Source organism: Amphritea atlantica (assembly GCF_024347255.1).
Lineage (GTDB): Bacteria > Pseudomonadota > Gammaproteobacteria > Pseudomonadales > Balneatricaceae > Amphritea > Amphritea atlantica.
Genome location: NZ_AP025284.1, coordinates 2551689 through 2573431, shown reverse-complemented (window position 1 = coordinate 2573431; position 21743 = coordinate 2551689). Strand labels below are relative to the sequence as shown.

The 21743-nt window shown below is 50.2% G+C and carries 20 protein-coding genes; 13 read left to right on the top strand and 7 right to left on the bottom strand.

The window, feature by feature from the left end; genetic code table 11:
• The first annotated feature begins 123 nt into the window (after positions 1–123).
• From OCU43_RS11830 to OCU43_RS11800, 7 genes are all read left to right on the top strand, one after another.
• Positions 124–1344 (top strand): LysR family transcriptional regulator, encoded by a 1221-nt coding sequence (locus OCU43_RS11830; protein WP_091355322.1) that lies wholly within the window; start codon positions 124–126, stop codon positions 1342–1344.
• A gap of 166 nt (positions 1345–1510) precedes the next feature.
• Positions 1511–2467: a Gfo/Idh/MocA family oxidoreductase gene (locus OCU43_RS11825; protein ID WP_091355319.1), complete on the top strand. Its 957-nt coding sequence runs from the start codon at positions 1511–1513 to the stop codon at positions 2465–2467.
• A gap of 36 nt (positions 2468–2503) precedes the next feature.
• The gene (locus OCU43_RS11820) at positions 2504–3496 is read left to right on the top strand and encodes an aldo/keto reductase (RefSeq protein WP_091355316.1); all 993 of its coding nucleotides are present in this window, start codon (positions 2504–2506) and stop codon (positions 3494–3496) included.
• An 85-nt stretch (positions 3497–3581) separates the two neighbouring features.
• The gene (locus OCU43_RS11815) at positions 3582–4604 is read left to right on the top strand and encodes a TRAP transporter substrate-binding protein (RefSeq protein ID WP_091355313.1); all 1023 of its coding nucleotides are present in this window, start codon (positions 3582–3584) and stop codon (positions 4602–4604) included.
• A gap of 97 nt (positions 4605–4701) precedes the next feature.
• Positions 4702–5217: a TRAP transporter small permease gene (locus OCU43_RS11810; RefSeq protein ID WP_091355310.1), complete on the top strand. Its 516-nt coding sequence runs from the start codon at positions 4702–4704 to the stop codon at positions 5215–5217.
• Positions 5214–6500 carry a TRAP transporter large permease gene (locus tag OCU43_RS11805; protein ID WP_091355307.1) on the top strand — a complete coding sequence of 429 codons (1287 nt, stop codon included), beginning with the start codon at positions 5214–5216 and terminating at the stop codon, positions 6498–6500. The genes OCU43_RS11810 and OCU43_RS11805 overlap by 4 nt, the downstream gene beginning before the upstream one ends.
• 12 nt (positions 6501–6512) lie before the next feature.
• Positions 6513–6914 (top strand): bacteriohemerythrin, encoded by a 402-nt coding sequence (locus tag OCU43_RS11800; protein WP_091355305.1) that lies wholly within the window; start codon positions 6513–6515, stop codon positions 6912–6914.
• A 388-nt stretch (positions 6915–7302) separates the two neighbouring features.
• On the opposite strand, the gene OCU43_RS11795 is transcribed toward OCU43_RS11800, so the two are convergent.
• Positions 7303–8898: an isocitrate lyase gene (locus OCU43_RS11795; protein WP_261832930.1), complete on the bottom strand. Its 1596-nt coding sequence runs from the start codon at positions 8896–8898 to the stop codon at positions 7303–7305.
• A gap of 164 nt (positions 8899–9062) precedes the next feature.
• Here OCU43_RS11795 and OCU43_RS11790 point away from each other — a divergent pair, with 164 nt between their 5' ends.
• The 5 genes from OCU43_RS11790 to OCU43_RS11770 all read left to right on the top strand — a co-directional run bounded on the left by OCU43_RS11790 (position 9063) and on the right by OCU43_RS11770 (position 12634).
• Complete coding sequence (locus OCU43_RS11790; protein ID WP_091358629.1) at positions 9063–9995, top strand: LysR family transcriptional regulator; 933 nt, start codon at positions 9063–9065, stop codon at positions 9993–9995.
• Between the two features lie 199 nt (positions 9996–10194).
• Entirely contained in the window at positions 10195–10509 is a 315-nt protein-coding gene (locus OCU43_RS11785; protein WP_091358632.1) for a YbjQ family protein, read from the top strand.
• Positions 10510–10514: 5 nt separating this feature from the next.
• Entirely contained in the window at positions 10515–10976 is a 462-nt protein-coding gene (locus tag OCU43_RS11780; protein WP_091358635.1) for a YbjQ family protein, read from the top strand.
• The gene (locus tag OCU43_RS11775) at positions 10966–11826 is read left to right on the top strand and encodes a M48 family metallopeptidase (protein ID WP_091358638.1); all 861 of its coding nucleotides are present in this window, start codon (positions 10966–10968) and stop codon (positions 11824–11826) included. The genes OCU43_RS11780 and OCU43_RS11775 overlap by 11 nt, the downstream gene beginning before the upstream one ends.
• 289 nt (positions 11827–12115) lie before the next feature.
• Entirely contained in the window at positions 12116–12634 is a 519-nt protein-coding gene (locus tag OCU43_RS11770; protein ID WP_091358642.1) for a P-loop NTPase family protein, read from the top strand.
• Positions 12635–12821: 187 nt separating this feature from the next.
• Here the strand turns inward: OCU43_RS11770 and OCU43_RS11765 are convergent, their stop codons facing one another.
• The 3 genes from OCU43_RS11765 to OCU43_RS11755 form a co-directional block, all read right to left on the bottom strand.
• Positions 12822–14081, bottom strand: a complete 1260-nt coding sequence (locus OCU43_RS11765; protein ID WP_245756575.1) for a serine hydrolase domain-containing protein — start codon at positions 14079–14081, stop codon at positions 12822–12824.
• Between the two features lie 274 nt (positions 14082–14355).
• Entirely contained in the window at positions 14356–16566 is a 2211-nt protein-coding gene (gene katG / locus OCU43_RS11760) for a catalase/peroxidase HPI (protein ID WP_217647436.1), read from the bottom strand.
• A 455-nt stretch (positions 16567–17021) separates the two neighbouring features.
• Positions 17022–17891, bottom strand: a complete 870-nt coding sequence (locus OCU43_RS11755) for a Vgb family protein (protein WP_091358649.1) — start codon at positions 17889–17891, stop codon at positions 17022–17024.
• 113 nt (positions 17892–18004) lie between these two features.
• Here OCU43_RS11755 and OCU43_RS11750 point away from each other — a divergent pair, with 113 nt between their 5' ends.
• The gene (locus OCU43_RS11750; RefSeq protein WP_091358654.1) at positions 18005–18799 is read left to right on the top strand and encodes a helix-turn-helix domain-containing protein; all 795 of its coding nucleotides are present in this window, start codon (positions 18005–18007) and stop codon (positions 18797–18799) included.
• Positions 18800–18875: 76 nt separating this feature from the next.
• On the opposite strand, the gene OCU43_RS11745 is transcribed toward OCU43_RS11750, so the two are convergent.
• The 3 genes from OCU43_RS11745 to OCU43_RS11735 form a co-directional block, all read right to left on the bottom strand.
• A complete protein-coding gene (locus tag OCU43_RS11745) occupies positions 18876–20099 on the bottom strand; it encodes an NAD(P)/FAD-dependent oxidoreductase (RefSeq protein WP_091358658.1) in 1224 nt (407 codons plus the stop codon).
• Positions 20099–20422 carry a 2Fe-2S iron-sulfur cluster-binding protein gene (locus OCU43_RS11740; protein ID WP_091358661.1) on the bottom strand — a complete coding sequence of 108 codons (324 nt, stop codon included), beginning with the start codon at positions 20420–20422 and terminating at the stop codon, positions 20099–20101. Before OCU43_RS11740 ends, OCU43_RS11745 begins: the two co-directional genes overlap by 1 nt.
• Positions 20423–20492: 70 nt before the next feature.
• On the bottom strand, positions 20493–21653 hold the full coding sequence (locus tag OCU43_RS11735) for a cytochrome P450 (protein WP_091358663.1): 1161 nt from the start codon (positions 21651–21653) through the stop codon (positions 20493–20495).
• Positions 21654–21743 lie beyond the last annotated feature (90 nt).

Genomic DNA, 21743 nt, shown 5'->3' with positions numbered 1-21743 from the left:
CGGGCAAACATAGCTTAAAGGTATTCTGAACGACCCGGTTGTGGCTATTCAGTTTTTAAAGTTATGGTATTAGTTTTTGAGATAGACTATGTTTTAGTGAACACTTTTCAGAGGGCGGTATACGTGTTTGAAATACCAAATATAAGGCATCTCAGGGTTTTTCTGGAGGTTGTCGAGTGCAAAAGTATCAGTAAAGCATCAGAGCGCGTCTTCCTGTCGCAGCCTGCAATAACTCAGGCGATTGCAAAGCTTGAAACTGCACTGGGTGCTTCGCTGTTCAGTCGCCGCAGTGATGGTATGTATGTCAGTGAGTCCGGTGAGGTGTTTGCGCTTCGTGTTCAGCGAGCGCTGGATATGGTGCTTGAGGGGTTGCGGGGAGCCGTCAGGCTGGGGGGCAGTAAGTCCCAGCCAGCGCACCTTTTACAGATGTTGACAACGACTCAGTTGCGGGCGCTTATTGCGGTAACCGAGGCTCACAACTTTAGTATTGCAGGTCGGAATCTGGGTATCTCTCAATCTTCGCTACACCGTGCTGCGCGAGAGCTGGAAGCGCTTCTGGGGGTGGTTTTATTTGAGAAGACCAGCACCGGTATCAGTTCAAGCAAAGCGGCCAGGGCATTAGCCCGCGCCTGTAAACTGGCCTTTTCGGAAATTAGTCAGGGCCGGGATGAGGTCGATGCACTGCATAACCGGGAAGTGGGGCAGTTGGTGATCGGTAGTATGCCCCTGGCGCGGACATCACTGTTGCCAAAGGCGATTATAGAGTTTTCCCAGCGTTTTCCCGATTTCAGAATCCGGGTTAACGATGGCCCCTATGATGATCTTTTATACCATCTGCGGCATGGCGATATCGATCTGCTGCTGGGTGCGTTGCGCTTTCCCGTACCCGCTGATGATGTGATTCAGGAGGAACTGTTTTCCTCCCCGGTTGAGATAGTCGCAAGGCCGGGTCATCCTCTCTGTAGTGATCGCAATGTGTCATTGGAAACGCTGCAAAAATATCCATGGGTGGTGCCGGGAAAAGGCACGCCAACACGGGCTATCTTTGAGTCAACGTTCACTGAAGCGGGGTTAGACGTGCCCTCCCGGCTGGTGGAAACCGGTTCTCAGATTCTGGTTCGTTCGCTGCTGATGGGTAGTGATCGCCTGACAATGATATCCGAGCATCAGATTCAGCATGAGCTTTCTACAGGCGTTTTTAAGACAGTTCCTTATGAGGTTGAGCACGCATACAGGCCTATAGGTATCAGTGTCAGGAATAACTGGAAGCCAACAACTACGCAGTCTGTATTCATAAATCTGCTCAGCGATACAGACCATGGGGTCGATCTTGATGATCAGTGATAAAACTGATTCTATGCAAAAAATGAATAATATTACCGGTTATTTAATTATCCTGTTCTGATAACCGGTGTTAGCTTGTTATGTATAGAGTCAGTAAGTTCTGTTGATCATATTTGTGCTGCTTCTGCATTGAGAAGCAAAGAAGACAAAAATTGGAGAAAGTTCAATGAGAGTATGTATTGCCGGCGCTGCAGGCGCTTTTGGTATGAAACATCTGGAAGCGATCCGTGCTATTGAAGATGCCGAGGTTGTTTCTGTTGTTGGCAGCTCTAATTTAGAGAAAATTAAAGCGTTTGCTGCTGAACATAACATCCCTCATTACACCACTGATCTGGCTGAAAGCCTTGCCCGGGATGATGTGGATTGCGTTATTCTGGCGACTCCTACTCAGGTGCATGCCGCTCAGGTAAAACAGTGCCTCAAAGCAGGTAAGCATGTTCAGACTGAGATCCCAATGGCAGACAATATTGAAGATGCCAAAGAGATTGTCGCGTTGCAAAAAGAGACCGGTCTGGTAGCAATGGCCGGTCATACCCGTCGTTTTAACCCCAGCCACCAGTGGATCCACAATAAGATTCAGGCAGGTGAGCTTAATGTCCTGCAGATGGATGTACAGACCTATTTCTTCCGTCGTACGAATACCAACGCAAAAGGCGAGCCCCGTTCATGGACTGACCACCTGCTGTGGCACCATGCCTGTCATACGGTTGATCTGTTCCAGTATCAGACAGGTGAAACCGCCAGTCAGGTTCAGGCTATGCAGGGACCGATTCACCCAGATCTGGGGATCGCTCTGGATATGAGTATCGGTATGAAAGTACCCAGTGGCGCGCTGTGTACTCTGTCTCTGTCATTCAACAACGATGGTCCATTCGGAACCTTCTTCCGTTACATCTGTGATAACGGCACTTATATTGCCCGTTATGATGATCTTGAAGATGGTAAAGGTAATCCGGTTGATCTGTCTGGCGTAGCGGTCTCTTTCAACGGTATTGAGCTGCAGGATCGTGAGTTCTTTGCGGCTATTCGCGAGGGCCGTGAGCCCAACTCCAGCCTGAGCCAGTGCTACCCTGCCATGGAAACCCTCGACCAGCTGGAGAAATGTCTGGCAGCGGCAGAGTAAACCCAAAGCACGATTAAAGCAGGAGAGGTTGTCTTCATGAATACCCGTAAACTCGGTTCTTTCGAATGCTCGCCGATAGGGCTGGGCTGTATGAACCTGTCACATGCTTATGGTACGCCACCTTCCGAGAAGGACGCAGAGCAGGTTCTGTTGCAGGCTCTCGACATGGGGTACAGCATGCTCGATACCGCAGCGTTATATGGCTTCGGTAATAACGAGATTTTACTGGGCAAGGCGCTAAAAGGGCGTCGTAACGATTTTGTGCTGGCCAGTAAATGCGGCATGTTTAAAAACGATGCGGGCGTGCGTGAAATTAATGGTCGTCCTGAGATGATCAAAAAGACCTGTGAAGACAGTCTGCGCCGGCTGCAAACCGATGTGATTGATCTCTATTACCTGCACCGTTGGGATAAGAATGTACCCATTGAAGATAGTGTAGGAGCACTGTCTGATCTGGTTTCAGAAGGCAAAATTCGTGATGTTGGGTTATCAGAGGTTTCCGCAGAGACACTCAGGAAAGCCAGTAAAGTGCATCCGATTGCGGCGGTGCAGACTGAATATTCCCTGTGGACCCGTAATGCAGAGATTGCTGTGCTGGATACCTGTCGCGAACTGGGTGCAACCTTTGTTGCGTTCAGTCCGTTAGCCAGAGCGTTTCTGACTGGAAAGCTGCGGGATGTGAATGCCCTTGAAGAGCGGGATATCCGTCGCGGAATGCCGCGTTTTTATCCGGAAAATTATGCTGAAAACCTACAACTTCTGGACCGCGTAGAGAGCGTTGCTAAAGCCGAAGGGATGACCCTGGCGCAGCTCTCTCTCGCCTGGTTGCTGGGGCGTGATGAAAATATTATCCCGATTCCGGGAACTACGAACCCTGATCATCTGAAAGAAAATATCAGTGCTGTGGATCTGCAGCTGAGCGCTGAAGCTTTCCTGCAACTCGACCAGATTATCAATCAGAGCACCGTCACGGGGAGTCGTTATAACCCGGCAACCCAGGCAGAGATTGATACCGAGGAGTTCGTTTAATCTTTTTTCAAAACGGTTCTGTGCCCGCGTGGCCGTCATAATAAAAATATAAAGCGTTTATAAAAATTTTACTGAGGAGTCTTAAATGAAAAAGCCCCTGCTGAAAACAGCAATGGCGTTAACGGCTGCCCTGATCATTCAGGCGCCCGTTCAAGCTGCTGAATACACACTGCGCCTTGCGCACTTCTTCCCTCCTGTAGCAGGTCAGCATAAGCTGATTGCTCAGGCCTGGGCGGATAAAGTCAAAGCCGATTCAAATGGCCGTATTGAGGTTGAAGTTTACCCTTCATCAACCCTGGCAAAGCCACCGGCACAGTATGATGCGGTTAAGAACCGTATCGCTGATGTAACCATGACCATTCAGGGTTATACCGCTAACCGTTTTCCGCTGACTCAGGTGGTTGAGCTGCCTGGCATTGCCAAAGATGCGGCAAATGGCTCCTGTATTATTCAGGGACTTTATGATGAAGGTTTGATTGCCAGTGAGTATAAAGAAACGCACCCACTGTTCTTCTTTACTCATGGCCCGGGTCATATTCATACCACCGAAAAACTGATTCAGAAACCATCTGACTTTGAAGGGTTGCGTATCCGTCGCCCGACAGCTGTGGTGGCAAAACTTCTGGAAGGCCTCGGCGCGCAGCCTGTTGGTATGCCTGCACCACAGGCTTATCAGTCCGTTCAGCGCGGTGTTATTGATGGTGTTTCATTGCCATGGGAAGGTCAGTTGGTGTTCCGTATTAATGAGCTGACGCCTAATCATACCGAAGTGGGTGGTTTGTATACGCTGTCATTCCTGATGACCATGAACAAAGATGTATATAACAGCATGCCTGCTGATCTGCAGAAAGTGCTGGATGATAATTCCGGCGCTGAGTGGGCGCAGCGTGCAGCCAGGGTGTTTGATGACCTGGATGTGAAAGGGCGTGCTCAGGCGGTAGCGAATGGCGATAAGATCTATACCGTCGAAGGCGGCATCTCAAACCCGGACTGGAAACCGGTTATCGATGGCGCGATCGAAGAGTACCTGTCTGAGCTGGAAGCCAAAGGGCTGCCAGCACGCAAAGTCTATGCCCGCGCGAACGAACTCGCTGCTACCTGTAATTAATGTGCGATTCCTGTCTGACTTATCATCTGGATGAGTCAGGCAGGAGCTGCCTTTAACTGTTAGCCCAGCCTTACTACTCAGTTAAATGGAGTGCCTTATGATGGCTTTCAGCCGGCTGTTTGATCGTATTACCCATGCCATGCATGTGATCAGCGGTGCTATTCTTGTTTCAATGATGTTCATCACCCTCGCGGATGTTCTGGCCCGTGCGTTGTTTAAAGCAACCGGAGGCTCAGTAGACCTGACCTTTATCGGTGGGGTAGAGCTGATTAAGTATGGCTTGTTGCTGATGGTGGTGTTTGCATTGCCATATTCAGTGGGTCGTTCCCAGGTAATTGTTGACCTGTTTACCGAAAATTTATCGTCCCGAATGAAGGCATGGCTTGAAGGCTTTTATATGCTTGGTTTTGTCATGCTGGGTGGGGGGATGAGTTATCGTTTTTATCATGCGATAGGACAGGCGGAAATGTCTGGAGAGACCACTCAGGACCTGCTGATTCCGTTGAGTTATCTTTACGCTATAACCTCTTTTGCGACTGCTTTTCTAGCACTCGCGGCACTCCTGATAAGTATTCGTTTGTTTTTCTTTCGTAAAGAGGTGCATCAGTCATGAGCGGATCAATCATCGGTTTAATCTGTATTTTCAGCATGCTGGGGATGATTGCACTGCGTATGCCAATTGCCCTCGCGATGGCGCTGACTGGCTTTGTCGGTTTTGGCTGGATCGTTGCGTTCGAGCCTGCGCTCTCTATTCTTGACAGTGGTCCGTTCGAAACCCTGTCTAACTATAGTTTCAGCCCGATCCCTATGTTTATCCTGATGGGGGTGTTTGCCTCAAAGGCAAAAATGTCTCAGGAACTGTTTGAAGGTGCCCGCACTCTGTTTGGTAGCTGGAGAGGGGGGATGGCTCTGGCTGCAGTGACTTCATGTGGGATTTTCTCAGCTATTTCGGGTTCATCCATGGCGACTGCCGCGAGTATGTCGCGGGTAGCATTGCCTGAAATGGAAAAGAATGGTTATGCAAAATCGCTGGCATCCGGCACCCTGGCAGCTGGTGGTACGCTGGGTATTATGATTCCGCCATCAATTGCGTTGCTGCTCTATGCGTTGATCACGGAACAGTCGGTTGGTGATATGTTTATCGCAGGCGTGATTCCCGGTCTGCTGGGACTGGGTCTTTACTGTGTAACCATTGCTATTGTGGTGATGCTGTTTCCTAATCTGGCGCAGCCGGGCGCTAAAACTACGTTTGTTGAAAAGATTATCGGCCTGAAAGGTCTGGTGCCATTTACCGGCGTGTTTGCTCTGATAATTGGTGGTATCTATACCGGTTTCTTTACACCGACAGAGGCTGCATCAGTAGGCGCTGCCGGGACCTTCGTGATTGCATTGTTGCGGGGAATGAGCTTTAAGCAGTTTAAGGAATCGGTTGAAGAAACGCTGTTTATGTCTGCGATGATCTTCTTTATGATCATTGGGGCGGAGATATTCGGCTACTTCCTTTCGGTTTCCCGTATCTCCTTTTCGCTGGTTGAGTTTGTCGATAGTATGCATCTGACACCTTATATGGTGCTGTTCTGTGTACTGCTGCTATTCATTCTGCTGGGGTGTGTGATGGACAGTATCGCCATGCTGCTGCTGACCGTTCCCGTTGTTTACCCGCTGATTGAAGCCGCCGGTTTTGATCCGATCTGGTTTGGTATCATTGCGGTAATTACCGTTGAACTGGGGTTAATTACCCCTCCGGTGGGTATGAATGTGTTTGTCATAAAATCGGTTGCGCCCGATATCCCGATAAAGGATATTTTTAAGGGAGTCTTTCCGTTTGTGTTGTCAGATATTGTACGCCTGGGTTTGATTATCGCTTTCCCCATGCTGGCTCTCGGCCTGCTTTAGGAGTTATCAGCTATGAATGTTAACTGGACCAGTGATCTCAGTGTTGGGGATCACAATATTGATGATGATCATAAAGGGTTGTTTGCGCTGATAGATGAGCTTGATTCAGCGGATATGAGTCATGATTATATCAACTCCATCCTGGATCGTCTGAAGGCCTATACCCGTGGTCATTTTAGCCGGGAGGAGGTGTATATGAAAAACGCAGACTTTCCCGGTTTAGAGGAACATCTGAAACAGCATGAAAGCTTTGTTGAGTGGCTGGAGACTATACGCTCGACCTATGCCCGCTTTCCCCAGAGTCCATTCATTATCGGTGATTCTGTCAATGGTTATCTTCAACGCTGGCTGCGGCAGCATATCCTCGAGGAGGATATGAAATACCGCGATTATATTCTCGGGCAACAAAAGTAGCAGTTGAAACTGTTTCTGTTCAGTATCGGGTAATCTGCGTTATTAATCGGCACTGCTTCAGTGTCGGGGAAAAAGCTCAGGCAGTAATATGTCTGAGCTTTTTTTATTTTAAAAGTGAGTAGCAGCAAAAGCATCATTCAGGTTGTTGCAATAAGCAGTTGGCTGAGAATGTTTAAGGACGGTTTAATCCAGATCAAAGGGGGCTCTTTATTCCCGGCAGTTCATTCTGTGTGGTTAATTCCAGGCAGGTATCCTCTGATGCTTATTCAACTGCGTAGCGGATTAATACTGTTCTGATCATCACAATGATACCGCCAGAATCGCTGTTAACAGACGAAAAAAAGGACGCCGAAGCGTCCCTTTTTTTATCACCTTGTCAGGTCAGATATTAACCGAACTGGTTCATGGTGTTGTCTTCACCCGCGGCTTTCAGTGCGGCTTCACCGGCGAAGTATTCTTTGTGATCATCGCCCATATCGGAACCGGCCATGTTCTGGTGCTTAACGCAGGCGATACCCTGACGGATCTCTTTGCGCTGTACGCCAGCGACGTAGCCCAGCATGCCCTGCTCACCGAAGTACTCTTTCGCCAGGTTGTCGGTAGACAGCGCAGCGGTGTGGTAAGTCGGCAGGGTGATCAGGTGGTGGAAGATACCGGCTTCGCGAGCCGCATCCGCCTGGAAGCTCTGGATACGACGATCGGCTTCTGCAGACAGTTCAGATTCATCGTACTCAACTGACATCAGGTTATCACGGTTGTAAGCAGACAGATCCTTACCCTCTTCAGCCCAGGCATCAAATACCTGCTGACGGAAGTTCAGGGTCCAGTTGAACGATGGGCTGTTGTTGTATACCAGCTTGGCATTCGGGATCACTTCACGGATGCGGTTAACCATGCCACCGATCTGACCGACGTGAGGTTTCTCAGTCTCGATCCACAGCAGGTCAGCACCGTTCTGCAGTGATGTGATGCAGTCCAGTACGCAACGGTCTTCACCGGTGCCGGCACGGAACTGGAACAGGTTAGATGGCAGACGCTTAGGACGCAGCAGCTTGCCATCACGGTTCAGTACCACATCGCCGTTCTTCATGTCGGCAGGGGAGACCTCTTCGCAATCCAGGAAGCTGTTGTACTGGTCACCCAGGTCGCCCGGTTTGTTAGTCACAGCGATCTGCTTGGTCAGGCCAGCACCCAGAGAGTCGGTACGGGCCACGATAACACCATCATCCACACCCAGCTCAAGGAAGGCGTAGCGTACGGCGCGGATCTTCGCCAGGAAGTCTTCATGGGGAACGGTTACTTTACCGTCCTGGTGGCCGCACTGCTTCTCATCGGACACCTGGTTTTCAATCTGGATACAGCAGGCGCCGGCTTCGATCATCTGCTTAGCCATCAGGTAGGTTGCTTCAGCGTTACCGAAACCGGCATCGATATCGGCGATGATAGGCACTACGTGAGTGATATGGTTATCGATTTTTTCCTGAGCGGCTGCTTCAGCAGCGCTGTCGCCGGCCTTACGGGCAGCATCGACTTCACGGAACAGGCCGCCCAGTTCGCGGGCATCAGCCTGACGCAGGAAGGTGTACAGCTCTTCAATCAGGGATGCAACAGAGGTTTTCTCGTGCATAGACTGGTCTGGCAGGGGGCCAAACTCAGAGCGCAGTGCAGCAACCATCCAGCCAGACAGGTAGAGGTATTTACGGTCAGTGCTGTTGAAGTGCTTCTTAATAGAGATCAGTTTTTGCTGACCGATAAAGCCATGCCAGCAGCCCAGAGACTGAGTGTACTGAGAAGAGTCATTATCGTAACGCTCCATGTCTTTACGCATGATAGCGGCGGTGTATTTAGCGATATCCAGACCGGTTTTGAATTTGTTCTGCGCACGCATACGGGCAGCGTATTCAGGGTTGATCGCGTTCCAGGCAGAACCGTAGGTCTCTTTCAGCGCGGCAACTGTTTCGATATCTTTATTTAGAGTAGACATGGTATTTCCTTCTCTCGTTCATCTGGCAGCTATGTGTGCTGCTCTGTTATTTGGTATGAAATCTATTCTAGGTGGGCGGTTAACATAAAGGAAATAAATGGTTATTATATAGAGTATTCACAGTATGAATGAATATAGTAACACTCAGGAATGATGGGCTTTGTATGAATCTTGATAGGATCGATCTGAACCTTCTGGTATACCTTGATGTGCTGCTTCGGGAACGCAATGTCACCCGTTCGGCCAGCTTGCTGGGAATCACTCAGCCAGCCATGAGTAATGGTTTGCGTCGTCTGAGAGAGACGCTGGGCGACCCGTTGTTGGTTCGCACCAGTGAAGGAATGGCCCCAACGGAAAGGGCTCAGGCGCTGCAACCCCTACTGCGCCAGATACTGTCCTCTGTGGAGCAGGTTATCGAACCCAGCAGTTCTTTCGACGCCAGCACCAGTGACCGGGTATTCCGGATTATGACCAGTGACTATGGTGAGTCAACACTGCTGCCCCGGCTGCTTAATCGGCTGCGAAAGCAAGCTCCTAATGTCGTGCTTGATATCATGACCCCCAGTGATATGAGTTTTACTGAGGTTGAACAGGGGTTGGTGGATCTGGTGATTAACCGGTTTGATACGATGCCGCAGGCGTTCCATCAGAAAACGCTGTGGACTGATGGTTTTTCCTGCCTGTTTGCGGTTGATAACCCCATATCCCATAACTTTTGTCTTGAAACCTATCTTCAGGCCAGACACGTCTGGGTGAGTAAAACCGGCATGGGGGCGGGAATGGGGCTCACCCCGAAAGATATAAAACGTTTAGGCTGGGTTGATGAGGCGCTGGAAAAGGAGGGTCATCAGCGCCAGATTACGGTTTTTACCCGGCATTATCAGTCTGCGGTGTTGATGGCACAACAGAAGGGATTGGTCGCTACCGTTCCCACCCGTGCAGCGACTGCACACTCTGATAATCCTCGCCTGATCATCAAAAAACCACCATTCCATATTCCTGATTTCGAGCTGAAGATGGCCTGGAGTCCGCTGCTACAGCACAATGTTGCCCATCAATGGCTGCGCAACCTGATTGCGGATGTGGCAACGACATAACAGCGGCTCCACTGCATCAGAGTGGATATCGCGGTTATTCAGAGTATTGATGGTAAGCTCTGAGTCACCAGCCTGTAGAGCTGGTGTTTAAATGGAATGTTATAGGTTTTGCGGCATATATAAATGGTGGATTAGCCTTTATAATTTTATCCGGGCTCAGACAGGGCGCATACATTGGTTAACAGAAAAGGAGATCAGGATGCTGATCAGCAATATGGAGATACTGCCGGGAAAAGAGGTTAAAACCCATCTTGGTCTGGTGCAGGGTAGCTCGGTACGGGCCAAGCATGTTGGGCGCGATATTATGGCGGGGCTGAAGAATATTTTCGGTGGTGAGTTAAAAGGCTATACCGAATTGCTGCAGGAGTCCCGTGATGAGGCGATGGAACGAATGAAACAGCAGGCCGAGTCGATCGGAGCGAATGCGATACTCAATGTCCGCTTTTCAACCTCTTCAGTCGCTCAGGGAGCTGCTGAGATCTATGTTTATGGTTCAGCGGTTATTCTGGAGTAATCCTGATGACGAATCTGATTATATTTCTGGTGCTGATGACGCTGGGCTATCTGGTCGGTCAGATGGCGGAGAAAAAGCACTATAAATCTATCATTCAGCGTGAAAAACAACTGAGAGAGTTGCCGACAATTGCCAGCCGTTTTCCTCCCACCGATAAGCTGTTTGATCAACACCTGGTGATGGGCAATACAGTTATCTCGGTAGATTATTTCAAACGGTTTATCGCCGCGCTGCGTAATCTTCTCGGAGGCAGGGTGACCTCCTATGAGTCACTACTCGATCGTGCCCGCCGTGAGTCTCTGTTGCGAATGAAACAGCAGGCTGAAGCGATGGGGGCAGAGTATGTGTTTAACGTAAAATACGAAACTGCTTCCATTTCCAAAGGACGCAAAAACGCAATCGGTTCGGTAGAGGTGCTTGCCTATGGCACAGCACTGATCGCATCTGGGTCGGGCAATGAAGTTTGAGCATCGGGAGATTCCGGAGGGGATCAATGTCACCGATGTTCATCCTCTGAAGGAGCTGGCAGTCCTGCTGACGGGGGCCGCTATTTTAATTGTTGCCGTGGTCTATATTTTGGGGCTTTCAGCAGGTTTTATGGCGCCCTATATCCCTTTTGCAGCAGAACAACGACTGGTTGCCTCAGCTTCCTATGCGATTGAGCCACATACAGATACAGACGTAGAGCGCTACCTGCAGCAGGTGACTGATCGGGTCGTTAAGGTGATGGATCTGCCTGAAGAGATCGACATAACCCTGTATTATTCCGCTGGCGATACAGTCAATGCGTTTGCTACCCTGGGAGGCAATGTCGTGGTGTTCAGAGGCTTGTTGGAAAAGCTCCCCAATGAGAACGCGCTGGCGATGCTGCTGGCTCATGAAATTGCCCATGTAAAGCACCGGGACCCGATTGTCAGTCTGACCCGGGGGGTGACTATCAGCTCCGCTTTAGCGCTGTTGCTGGGAGTCAGCGATCTTGATGTGATGGGAGATGCAGGGGTCTATACGATGCTGCATTTCAGCCGGAAGATGGAGCAGCAGGCAGATATTGAAGCGCTGCAGGCGGTGTACAAACTCTATGGGCATACCCATGGTGCTACCGATCTGTTTGATACGATCAGCGCCTGGCACAAAGCATCTGAGAGTAGTGAGGGTATCGAGTTGATGCAATCCCATCCACTGGACCGTAACCGGATCAAAAACCTGAATGCCTTTGCTGTCTCAAATGAATGGCCGCAAGCAGGGGTGATTACACCTTTACCTCAGTCTTTTCTCGATGGGCTTAAACAGAGCTCAGATGACATTCAGGATGAATAGTCGCGACGACCTTCGCTCAGGAGTTTTTGTTTTGATTCCTGCTTAATGATGACTAAGCCATGATTTTACTTTGCAAGCGCAAAGCACGTTCTAACAGCGTTTGACAATCCACTTCCCATGTATAACCATAAGCCCATGAAAACGAATCTTAAGCAGCAATCAGTACGAATTATCATCATTCCTTAGGAATGGTGGGCTTGTTGTTGCGCGTTTAAAGTGTCAAACCCACCCCTCAGAGGTGGGTTTTCTGTTTCTGCCTCATGGGAATAATTCATTTTATGGAGGCAGTGTGAAAAAAGTTGCAGTGTTTGGTAAGCCCGGCAGTGGTAAATCCACGTTAAGCAGAGCGCTGGCGTCAGTGACCGGTATACCGCTACACCCACTCGATTCTATGGTGTATCAGAAGAGCGGTGAACTGGTGGAGCGCAAGCTGTTTGATGAGGCGCATGAAAGAGTCCTCTCATCTGATCGCTGGATCATCGATGGCTTTGGTCCGCTGGAGTCGTTTTATAAGCGTCTTGAATCCGCTGATACCCTGATCTATATCGATCTGCCGTACCGGACCAGTTACTGGCTGGTGACAAAGCGACTTTTAAAAGGCCTGATGGTGACGCCGGAGGGCTGGCCAGAAGGGAGTTCAGTTGTCAGGGGAACGATGCAAAGCTATAAAGTGCTGCGATTGTGTCCCCGATTCTGGAACGAGGCGTTTATGGGCAGGCTGGAAACCTTATCGACTGACAAGACGCTGTATGTGATCCGTTCCGTTGCTGAACTCAATCGTTTTGTGCCTGAGCATATCAGCGAGTAGTACCGCATGGATGAGTTACAACGGCGTCAGGCTTGAGATGCGTAGCCCTGCTGGCTTTGATGAAGTCAAATAGTCTGAAGGGTTAATGGAATCCTGAAGAGGACGGCAGTAGTCGGTGTCTATAACGGATGCTATAACCGACAATGCCGCCTCTTGATCAATCCTGTTGATGTTTCAGGTTAACTGTTTATTCCGCTTTCCATGCGGCGGCTGCAGCAAAAAATGAAAATGTTTCATTGGTCAGCTGGGTGTCGTCACCTGGTGGAAAATAGCTTAGCTTGACGATCACAGTATTGCTGGCCGGATCAACGAAGATAAACTGTCCCTGTAAACCAATCGCTGAATAAGCGTCGCTGTCAGCAACGGTCCACCACTGGTAACCATAGCCACCGGGGCCGCCATCGCGGTCTTCAGGGCCTACCGATTTTGTCGAAAGTTTGACCCACTCTGGTGAGACGATCTGTTTGCCGTTGATACGTCCCTCTTGCAGCATCATCTTGCCAATACGGGCATAGTCTCTCATCGTTGCATTGTAGCCTGCGCCGCTGAATTCCCGTCCTACACCTGGCTGTCCATCCATGATGAAGAAACCATCAGATTCTGCACCCATTGGTTCCCACAGATGTTTGGTCATATAGGAAGCGATATTTCCGCCATCTGAGATCCGTTCAATCAGCAGACCCAGGACTGCGGTATCGATGGTTTTATAAGCAAATACTTCACCCGGTTTATGGGCGCGTTTGATGGTTTTGGCCGGCTCGACGAAGCGGGCAACATTCTTCACCAGTGCGAGAATATGGTTGCGGGCTGCCAGACCAGGGTTTTCGAAGTCATACCGTTCTTCATAATCGACACCGGAACGCATACCCAGTACCTGACGAATCGTTACGCCTTTGTAGGCTCCCTCTTTCAACTCAGGCAGGTAGGTGGTGATATCATCATCCAGCGACTTAATACGACCCTCCTCTAGGGCACAACCGATCAGGATCGAGGTCAGCGATTTCGTCATCGACCAGCCCATAAAGCGGGTCTTAGCATCACTGTTATTACGATAGTTCTCATAGACGATATTACCGTCTTTCATTATCAGCAGGGCATTGGTGTAGGTTCGGTCGAGAAACTGTTCCGGCGTATAGCGTTGGCCATCAAACTGATAGCTGAAGTTGAGTGATCTATCGGTGCGGGCCAGCGGGGAGGGAGTGCCTGAATGGGGGACCTTACGGGTCGTAAACAGTGAATCCATGCTGCGGAAGGTCAGGGTGTTGAAGTAGGGTTGTAACATCGCCCAGCGGGTGTTCTGAACCGCTACTGGTACATCTGATACGGGGCCTACTGCTGCTACCAGTGGGTCAACTGTGGATGCTGCGTTCACACTTCCTCCGCTGAGCATTGTGGCCATGACACTGGCACAGGCCAGGGCAGATTTTAAAGGGTATTTTTTGCTCATCAGCATGTAACTCCTTTTGATTATTATATTTTCAGATCTAAAGTTGTTTATAGCCAAAACAATTTGTACTTAAATCTATTCAGAGCTTACGTCCGGGTGTAACTAAGGGCTATATCACGGAAGTGGTAGTGAGCTGATAGTGCTCCAGCGTGGGTGATGGAGTCAGTTAATTCAGAAAGAGGGGAAGAATGTTAAGACGGAGAAAAATGAGGCGGGTGCAATGAAAAGGCGCATCCATGAGGAGTACGCCCTTTAGTATTAGCAGATTAACGGTTTAGTTAAGATCAAAACGATCGGCATTCATTACTTTGTTCCAGGCGTTCACAAAATCGGTGACAAACTTCTGCTTCGCATCACTCTGCGCATAGACCTCAGCGATCGCCCGCAGTTGCGAGTTAGAACCAAATATCAGATCAACCCGGGTTGCGGTCCATTTGAGTTCGCCAGTGCGGCGATCATAGCCTTCAAACAGCGTCTCATCTGCAGAGGTTGGCTTCCATTTAGTCCCCATATCCAGCAGGTTGACAAAGAAGTCATTGCTCAGGGTTTGTGGTCGCTGGGTAAAGACGCCATGCCGGCTGTGGCCGGTATTGATATCCAGCACCCGCAGACCGCCAACCAGTACCGCCATTTCAGGAGCGGTGAGATTGAGCAACTGACTTCTGTCGATCAGCAGTTCTTCTGCAGACACGCTGTAGCGGGCTTTCTGGTAGTTTCTGAAACCGTCGGCGTATGGTTCGAGAGGGGCAAACGAATCGATATCAGTCTGCTCCTGAGAAGCATCGGCACGCCCCGGTGTAAACAGCACTGTAACCGGCTGACCGGCATCATTGGCGGCCTGCTCGATGGCGGCAGCGCCTCCCAGAACGATCAGATCGGCAAGAGAGACCTGTTTAGTGTTTCCATGGGTTGTGTTAAACCGGGTCTGAATCCCCGTCAGGGTATCCAATACCCTGGACAGTTCGTCAGGCTGGTTAACCTCCCAGTCTTTTTGTGGAGCCAGGCGGATACGGGCTCCGTTAGCTCCGCCACGCATATCGGAACCCCGGAAGGTGGATGCCGATGCCCAGGCGGTGCTCACCAGCTGAGACACAGACAACCCAGATTTCAGAATTTCATCTTTAAGCACCACAATATCCCGGTTGTTGATCAGTTCATGATCAACCGCTGGAAGTGGATCTTGCCAGATAAGCTCTTCGGAGGGCACTTCAGGGCCAAGATAGCGTGACAGCGGGCCCATATCCCGGTGCGTCAGCTTAAACCAGGCGCGGGCGAACGCGTCGGCAAACTCATCGGGATTTTTGTGGAAATGCTCGGATATCCGGCGATATTCAGGGTCTTCCCTCAGCGCCATATCGGCGGTTGACATCATGGGGGCATGTCGTCTGGATGGATCATGGGCATCGGGCACGGTGTCAGCGGCTGCGGGATCTTTCGGCGTCCACTGCTGAGCGCCTGCCGGGCTTCTGGTGAGCTCCCATTCGTAGCCCAGCAGAGTATCGAAATAGCTGCTATCCCACTGGGTTGGCGTGGCTGTCCAGGCGCCTTCAAGACCGCTGGTGATGGTATCCACACCTTTACCTGTGCCCATACTGTTTATCCATCCCAGTCCCTGTTCTGCTATACCGGCAGCTTCTGGTTCCGGACCGACATGTTCCGGGTCTCCGGCACCGTGGGTTTTACCGAAGGTATGACCACCAGCAGTGAGAGCGACGGTTTCATAGTCGTCCATTGCCATCCGGGCGAACGTTTCGCGAATATCACGGGCTGAACCCAGTGGGTCCGGGTTGCCATCCGGGCCTTCCGGGTTTACATAGATCAGCCCCATCTGTACGGCTGCCAGTGGGTTTTCAAGGTCACGCTCGCCGCTGTAACGTTTATTGCCCAGCCATTCCTGCTCGGCACCCCAGTTAACATCCTCCTCGGGCTCCCAGATATCCTCGCGACCACCGCCGAAGCCAAAGGTTTTTAATCCCATGGATTCAAGGGCGCAGTTACCCGCGAGAATCATCAGGTCGGCCCAGGAGATTTTGTTACCGTACTTCTGCTTAATGGGCCAGAGCAGGCGACGGGCCTTATCCAGATTGCCGTTGTCAGGCCAGCTGTTGAGTGGTGCAAACCGTTGTGAGCCTGAACCGGCACCACCCCGGCCATCGCCAATACGGTAGGTGCCGGCACTGTGCCAGGCCATACGGATAAAGAAGGGGCCGTAGTGGCCATAATCGGCGGGCCACCACTCCTGTGAATCGGTCATCAGATCATAAAGGTCCTGTTTCAGTGCAGAGAGATCGAGCTTTTTAAACTCATCAGCATAGGAGAAACTTTCTGCCATTGGGCTGATCTCAGGAGTGTTCTGATGAAGGATTTTCAGGTTGAGTTGATTGGGCCACCAATCCTGATTGGCTGTACCCCGATCACTAACCTGTGTTTTCGAACCGTGCATAAAAGGGCACTGGCCTGTCGCTGTTTTGTTATTGTCGCTCATCATCTACTCCTTTATTGATTAACAGTTGAAGTCTCTGGATGGCTAATATCAGATCGGTAAAGTAGAAAGTATAGTTCTATACGGGGGCTTTTGATCTGTAGATCAGAGCTAACTGAGTCGGGTTTAGCTGTTGGTTTCTGTTTTTTTCCCGTTGCTAAAAGTTATAGCAGTACCCGCTAAAGAGACTAAATTGCATATTCTCATCGCTTCGATAGGTTAGATTTATATTGGGATAGTCGGGTTGTAAAAGGGATGCCTGGTGAGCTGAAGTTTTGAGGTCGTGGTGAATCGAAACAGGAGAGATCGTTTTCATAAAAACGATCTCTCCTTAATGGACGTGTTGTTTTTTCTGAACATCAATAAAGCTGTTCTCTTACAGCTTTATAATAAAAAAACTGTTTAATAACAATAGATTGTATTTGTTAGTTAATGTTAATTATCGATTTGTGACTTTATTAAGGCTGGATTTTATAAGCCTCAATTCGCTGTGAAAACATCATCGGAATATAGAGATATTCGCCTTTTGTGGAGATGTCTGCCGAGTGCTTACCGGTCTCCATGAGCAGTTGCACGGCATTGTTTTTGAACTCAAAAATCTTGCCGTTCAGCCAGTCGCTGATAATCAGTGAGTCGCCGGCAGAGGCGATGCCATCCAGGTTGCCAAACTGCTGGGCTGATTTATAAGGTGTCAGAGTGCCGGTCTCGAGGTTGATCGAAACCAGTCCTCCCAACGTCTCAGTGGAGAAATCCTCTTTCATCCCTTCACCCCAGGTTGCAACGATCAGCGCGCCATCTTTAATGGTCAGTCCGTTCGGATGAGGCAACTGATTGCTGCTAATCCACTGTGTCAGGGTGTTGTTACGGTAGCGGTAAATACCACCTCCTGTCAGGTCGCTGATATAGACAGTGCCGGCGTCATCGATGGTGATATCATTCAGCATGGAGCTGCTTTCGGCAGTGATGGATCTGATCAGTTTGCCCTGTTTATAATCGATAATATGCAGACGCTGCATATCAGCCACATAGAGATAGTCAGCATCCATCGCCATCCCTTTGGGGGCATCCATTCCATTAACCCATACATGCTGAATGATGCTGCCATCATCAGAAAGCAGGCTGATGTAGCCTTTGCCGTTCAGTTCTGTCGGGGTTCCGTTGATATTGGAAACGTATAACAGGGGCTCGTCTGGGTGGACCAGCACCGATTCAGGCTGATCAAAGCCGCTCTGGCTCCAGGCGATTTCAGGTGCTGCGACGGCGGACTGTGTTGCGCATGACAAGATTGTCACAGCAGAACAGAGCGTTTTTTTGAATATTGAGGTCATAACAAACTCCTTATGTGAGGTGTTGTCGTATTGTGCTATATTTGATCCCTGTTTCTATTCTTATAAAATAAGGTATCTTTTTATGATACTTTTTGGGGCGGTTTGGTATATCTATGAATGATCTCTCTTCGTCCGTTGTACAGAGTGATGCCTGTGTCAGCGGTGATGAACACCAGCAGCGTGAAAATCTGTTTACCCTGCTTAAGCAGGCACTCAAAGCCCGGGGATTCACCTATGCCAGACTGGCGGCAGAGATGAATATGAGCGAGCTGTCTATCAAACGCCTGTTTAAAGAGAAAGACTGTAAGATGAGCCGGCTTCTGGAAATATGCTCCATCATCGGCATAAGCATCGATGAGCTGATTCAGATGCAACAGCGTTTCAGTCAGATACCGGAGTTTTTGCCTGAGTCTGTCGAAGCTGCGCTGGCTAAAGATAAAAAGCTGTTTCTGATATTGATATTGCTGGTCTCTCAGGTGGATATTCCAACCGTTGGGAGTCTGATGGAGATGGATCAGGCCAGGTTATATCTGCATCTTCGAGAACTTGAGAAGCTCGGGATTATTGAGCTCAGGTCTGGTAGCGGGTTTCGGTTTCTTGTTTCTCTGCCAATTCGGTGGCGTATGGGAGGTAAGCTGGCCGGTCTGATTAAGGGGATTAATAAGCGTTATATCGCGCACTGTCTGGATCATGAGAAAGACCCTGAATATGCCTTTACAACCGCCAGTCGGCTGATGAGCAAAAGCAGTGTTTTGCAGATACAGAATAATCTGCACCGTATACGGGAAGAGTTTGATTATCTTAGTAGCCAGGATCAGATGTTTTATAAAGTAGAGGAGCTACAGCTTCATAAGCTGGTGTTTGGCATGGGGCCTTTCCCTCTGGATGTTATCCTGGCAGAGGATTAGTGTCTGCTTTCAGTCTGCAAAAGGGACAGAACGAATAAACCCGCATAAGCGGGTTTATTGTTTCAGGCAGTGAGGGTTACTTTTTCACGAGGCTATTCAGCTTAAAACCTGCATCTTCAATCTGTTGCTGCGTGGGTGATACCCCGGCAGTAATCAGCTTACGACCGGCCATATGATCAGCAGGGCGGTTGACCGTGTGAATGGCAATCAACCGGTCATCACGGAAGAAAAACAGCGAAAACTTGTCATCCTCCTGACTGCCCCGTTGATAGAAGTGGGTGTAGCCGTCATGGATACCCACCATCTGCAGTTTGATATCATACTGATCGGACCAGAACCAGGGTACTGAATGGTATTCTGCATCCTGACCTGCGATCACCTGGGCGATCACTTTCGCTTGATCCACGGCATTCTGCACCGATTCCAGGCGGATCTCGCTACCGGTGAAGGGGTTGTTGTAACGTGCGGAATCGCCTGCGGCAAAGATATCCGGGTCGTTGGTACGACACTGGGCATCCACCACCACACCATCGTGACAGAGCAGTTTAGCTTCGACTGCCAGCTCGGTATCGGCGGTGACGCCAATGCCCGCCAGTACGAGTTGAGCGGGCAATAGCGTACCATCTTTCAAACGCACCGCTTCAACATTGCCGTTGCCATCATCGGCAATATGGTCCACTTCCGCTCCAAAGCGGATATCAACCCCATGCTGGTGGTGGATATCGAGCATATACTGAGACAGTTCAGGGGTGACGGCATTCGCCAGAATGCGCTGACCTCTGACCAGTACCGTGACTTTCTTTCCCAGCTTTGCGGCGGTTGAGGCAAACTCCAGGGCGATAAAGCCACCACCGATAATAACAGTGTCTTCCGTCTGGTTTAGGTGAGACTGGATATAACGGATATCGTCCAGGCTTTTAATGTATCCCACACCGTTCAGAGCCGCGCCGGGCAGGTCAAGCTGTCGCAGCTTTGCTCCAGTCGCCAGCACTAGTTTGTCGTAGCCCAGTGTTTCACCGTTATCCAGCTCAACCTGTTTATCAGCACGATGGATTGCGGTGACCCGATGACCGAGTTTCAAACCGATGTTGTGGTCATCATAGTAGCTTTGAGTACGGAACAGCAGTGCCTCTTCGCCGGTGTCGTTGAGCAGATGGCTTTTCGACAGAGGCGGGCGCTGGTAGGGCAGATGGCCTTCACCATCGACCAGGGTAATCTCACCGTCATAGCCTGCGCGTCGCAGTGAATCAGCGCATTGATAGCCCGCATGACCGCCACCTACAATGACCACACCCGTCATTACTCCTGCTCCTCTGGCATATGGATGACGATGCCATCCAGTTCAGCAGTGGCTTTGATCTGGCAACTGAGGCGGCTGTTAGGCTTACGCTCAGAGGCGGTATCGTCGAGCATCTCATCTTCGTTTTCAGACATCTCCGGCAGCTTCGCCAGCCAGGCGTCATCAACATAGCAGTGGCAGGTGGCGCAGGCGCAGGAACCGCTGCACTCACCTTCAATCCCTTCAACGCCATTCATGACAGCGCCCTGCATGATGGTCATACCTTCGGCCAGTTCCAACTGAGTAGACTGACCATCAAAACTTACATAATTAACGGTTGGCATAGATACGGTCCTCAAATAGCACCCGCCTCAGTGAGACTGAGGCGGGCTTTTTTTATGATTATATAAAATCTTAAGCTTTAACCTGCAACTCCAGCGGGCTTCGGAAGTTAGTTGATGGCATCCAGCGTAGCTCCTGGTCAACCTTCGACAGGTTAGGGAACGCTTTCAACAACTCTTCTACCGCGACTTTACACGCCAGACGGGCGATGGCTGTTCCGAGACAGGCGTGAACCCCGCCACCAAAGCCCAGATGGCCTTTGGGTTTACGGCTGAGGTCATAGACATCCGCATTGGGGAACACCTCCTCATCACGGTTACCTGAGCCGTATGCCAGGATAACAAAATCGCCCGGCTTCATGGTCTGACCATGCAGCGTCGTCTCTTTCATTACACAGCGGCGGAAACGCTGGGCCGAGGTGTTGAAACGCAGGCTCTCTTCAATCGCATCGGGAATCAGGTCAGGATTCGCTACCAGTGCTTCACGGACTTCAGGATGATCGGTAATATTCTTGATCAGCATGGTCATAAAGCCAGACAGGGATTCGATACCCGCCATAATCAGCGTGGTTACTGTCAGCAGAATCTCTTCATCTTTCAGTTTGTCGCCATCAATCTCGGAGAGAATGAACTGGCTTAGCAGATCTTCGCCGGGATTCTTCTTGCGTTCCTGTACCAGATTAGCAGCATACTCGCGCATCCACTCGTAAGCGGCCAGATGCTCAGGACCTTTCTGGCGGGTAACCGGATCCGTTTGTACCATCATCACCGCTTTGTCCCGAACGATTTCCAGATCGGCGGGTGGCAGATCAAACAGATAGACGATCAGATCTACAGTGTACTTTGATGAAAACTCAGCGACGAAATCAAACTGATCACGGCCTTTCAGAGCCTCCAGGTGCTTCTGGGCAACGGATTGTGCCGGCGCCATCAGATGCGCCAGAGCCCGTTTGGTCACCGCTTTCTGAATCAGCGCACGCAGACGGTCGTGACGGGGTGGATCTGTGGTACCCAGAGTTGATCCTGCGCGGCCTGGCAGTTCGTTCACCAGGTTACCTTTGGCTGAGGAGAAGGTCTCCCAGTCATTCAGTGCCATCACAATATCCTTGTGACGGGACAATACCCACATCTCAGCATCTTCGCTCCAGAAGCAGGGGTATTCCGCCCGCAGGGTGGCGTATGCCGGAAACGGATCAGCATCGATCTCGGGTGAATAGGGGTTAAATCTGAACATTCGCACTCCTCACAATCTTTACGTTGCTGTTATTGGAACTGTATTCAGTGTAGGTGCAATAACCTACTTAAAAAATGGATATTCTGAGCA

Coding starts and splice junctions, on each gene's coding strand:
- OCU43_RS11790 (WP_091358629.1), top strand. CDS start 9,063: ATGAATCTTGATAGGATCGATCTGAACCTTCTGGTATACCTTGATGTG.
- OCU43_RS11780 (WP_091358635.1), top strand. CDS start 10,515: ATGACGAATCTGATTATATTTCTGGTGCTGATGACGCTGGGCTATCTG.
- OCU43_RS11805 (WP_091355307.1), top strand. CDS start 5,214: ATGAGCGGATCAATCATCGGTTTAATCTGTATTTTCAGCATGCTGGGG.
- OCU43_RS11785 (WP_091358632.1), top strand. CDS start 10,195: ATGCTGATCAGCAATATGGAGATACTGCCGGGAAAAGAGGTTAAAACC.
- OCU43_RS11810 (WP_091355310.1), top strand. CDS start 4,702: ATGATGGCTTTCAGCCGGCTGTTTGATCGTATTACCCATGCCATGCAT.
- OCU43_RS11800 (WP_091355305.1), top strand. CDS start 6,513: ATGAATGTTAACTGGACCAGTGATCTCAGTGTTGGGGATCACAATATT.
- OCU43_RS11755 (WP_091358649.1), bottom strand. CDS start 17,891: ATGACCTCAATATTCAAAAAAACGCTCTGTTCTGCTGTGACAATCTTG.
- OCU43_RS11775 (WP_091358638.1), top strand. CDS start 10,966: ATGAAGTTTGAGCATCGGGAGATTCCGGAGGGGATCAATGTCACCGAT.
- OCU43_RS11820 (WP_091355316.1), top strand. CDS start 2,504: ATGAATACCCGTAAACTCGGTTCTTTCGAATGCTCGCCGATAGGGCTG.
- OCU43_RS11745 (WP_091358658.1), bottom strand. CDS start 20,099: ATGACGGGTGTGGTCATTGTAGGTGGCGGTCATGCGGGCTATCAATGC.
- katG (WP_217647436.1), bottom strand. CDS start 16,566: ATGAGCGACAATAACAAAACAGCGACAGGCCAGTGCCCTTTTATGCAC.
- OCU43_RS11795 (WP_261832930.1), bottom strand. CDS start 8,898: ATGTCTACTCTAAATAAAGATATCGAAACAGTTGCCGCGCTGAAAGAG.
- OCU43_RS11815 (WP_091355313.1), top strand. CDS start 3,582: ATGAAAAAGCCCCTGCTGAAAACAGCAATGGCGTTAACGGCTGCCCTG.
- OCU43_RS11750 (WP_091358654.1), top strand. CDS start 18,005: ATGAATGATCTCTCTTCGTCCGTTGTACAGAGTGATGCCTGTGTCAGC.
- OCU43_RS11825 (WP_091355319.1), top strand. CDS start 1,511: ATGAGAGTATGTATTGCCGGCGCTGCAGGCGCTTTTGGTATGAAACAT.
- OCU43_RS11735 (WP_091358663.1), bottom strand. CDS start 21,653: ATGTTCAGATTTAACCCCTATTCACCCGAGATCGATGCTGATCCGTTT.
- OCU43_RS11740 (WP_091358661.1), bottom strand. CDS start 20,422: ATGCCAACCGTTAATTATGTAAGTTTTGATGGTCAGTCTACTCAGTTG.
- OCU43_RS11765 (WP_245756575.1), bottom strand. CDS start 14,081: ATGAGCAAAAAATACCCTTTAAAATCTGCCCTGGCCTGTGCCAGTGTC.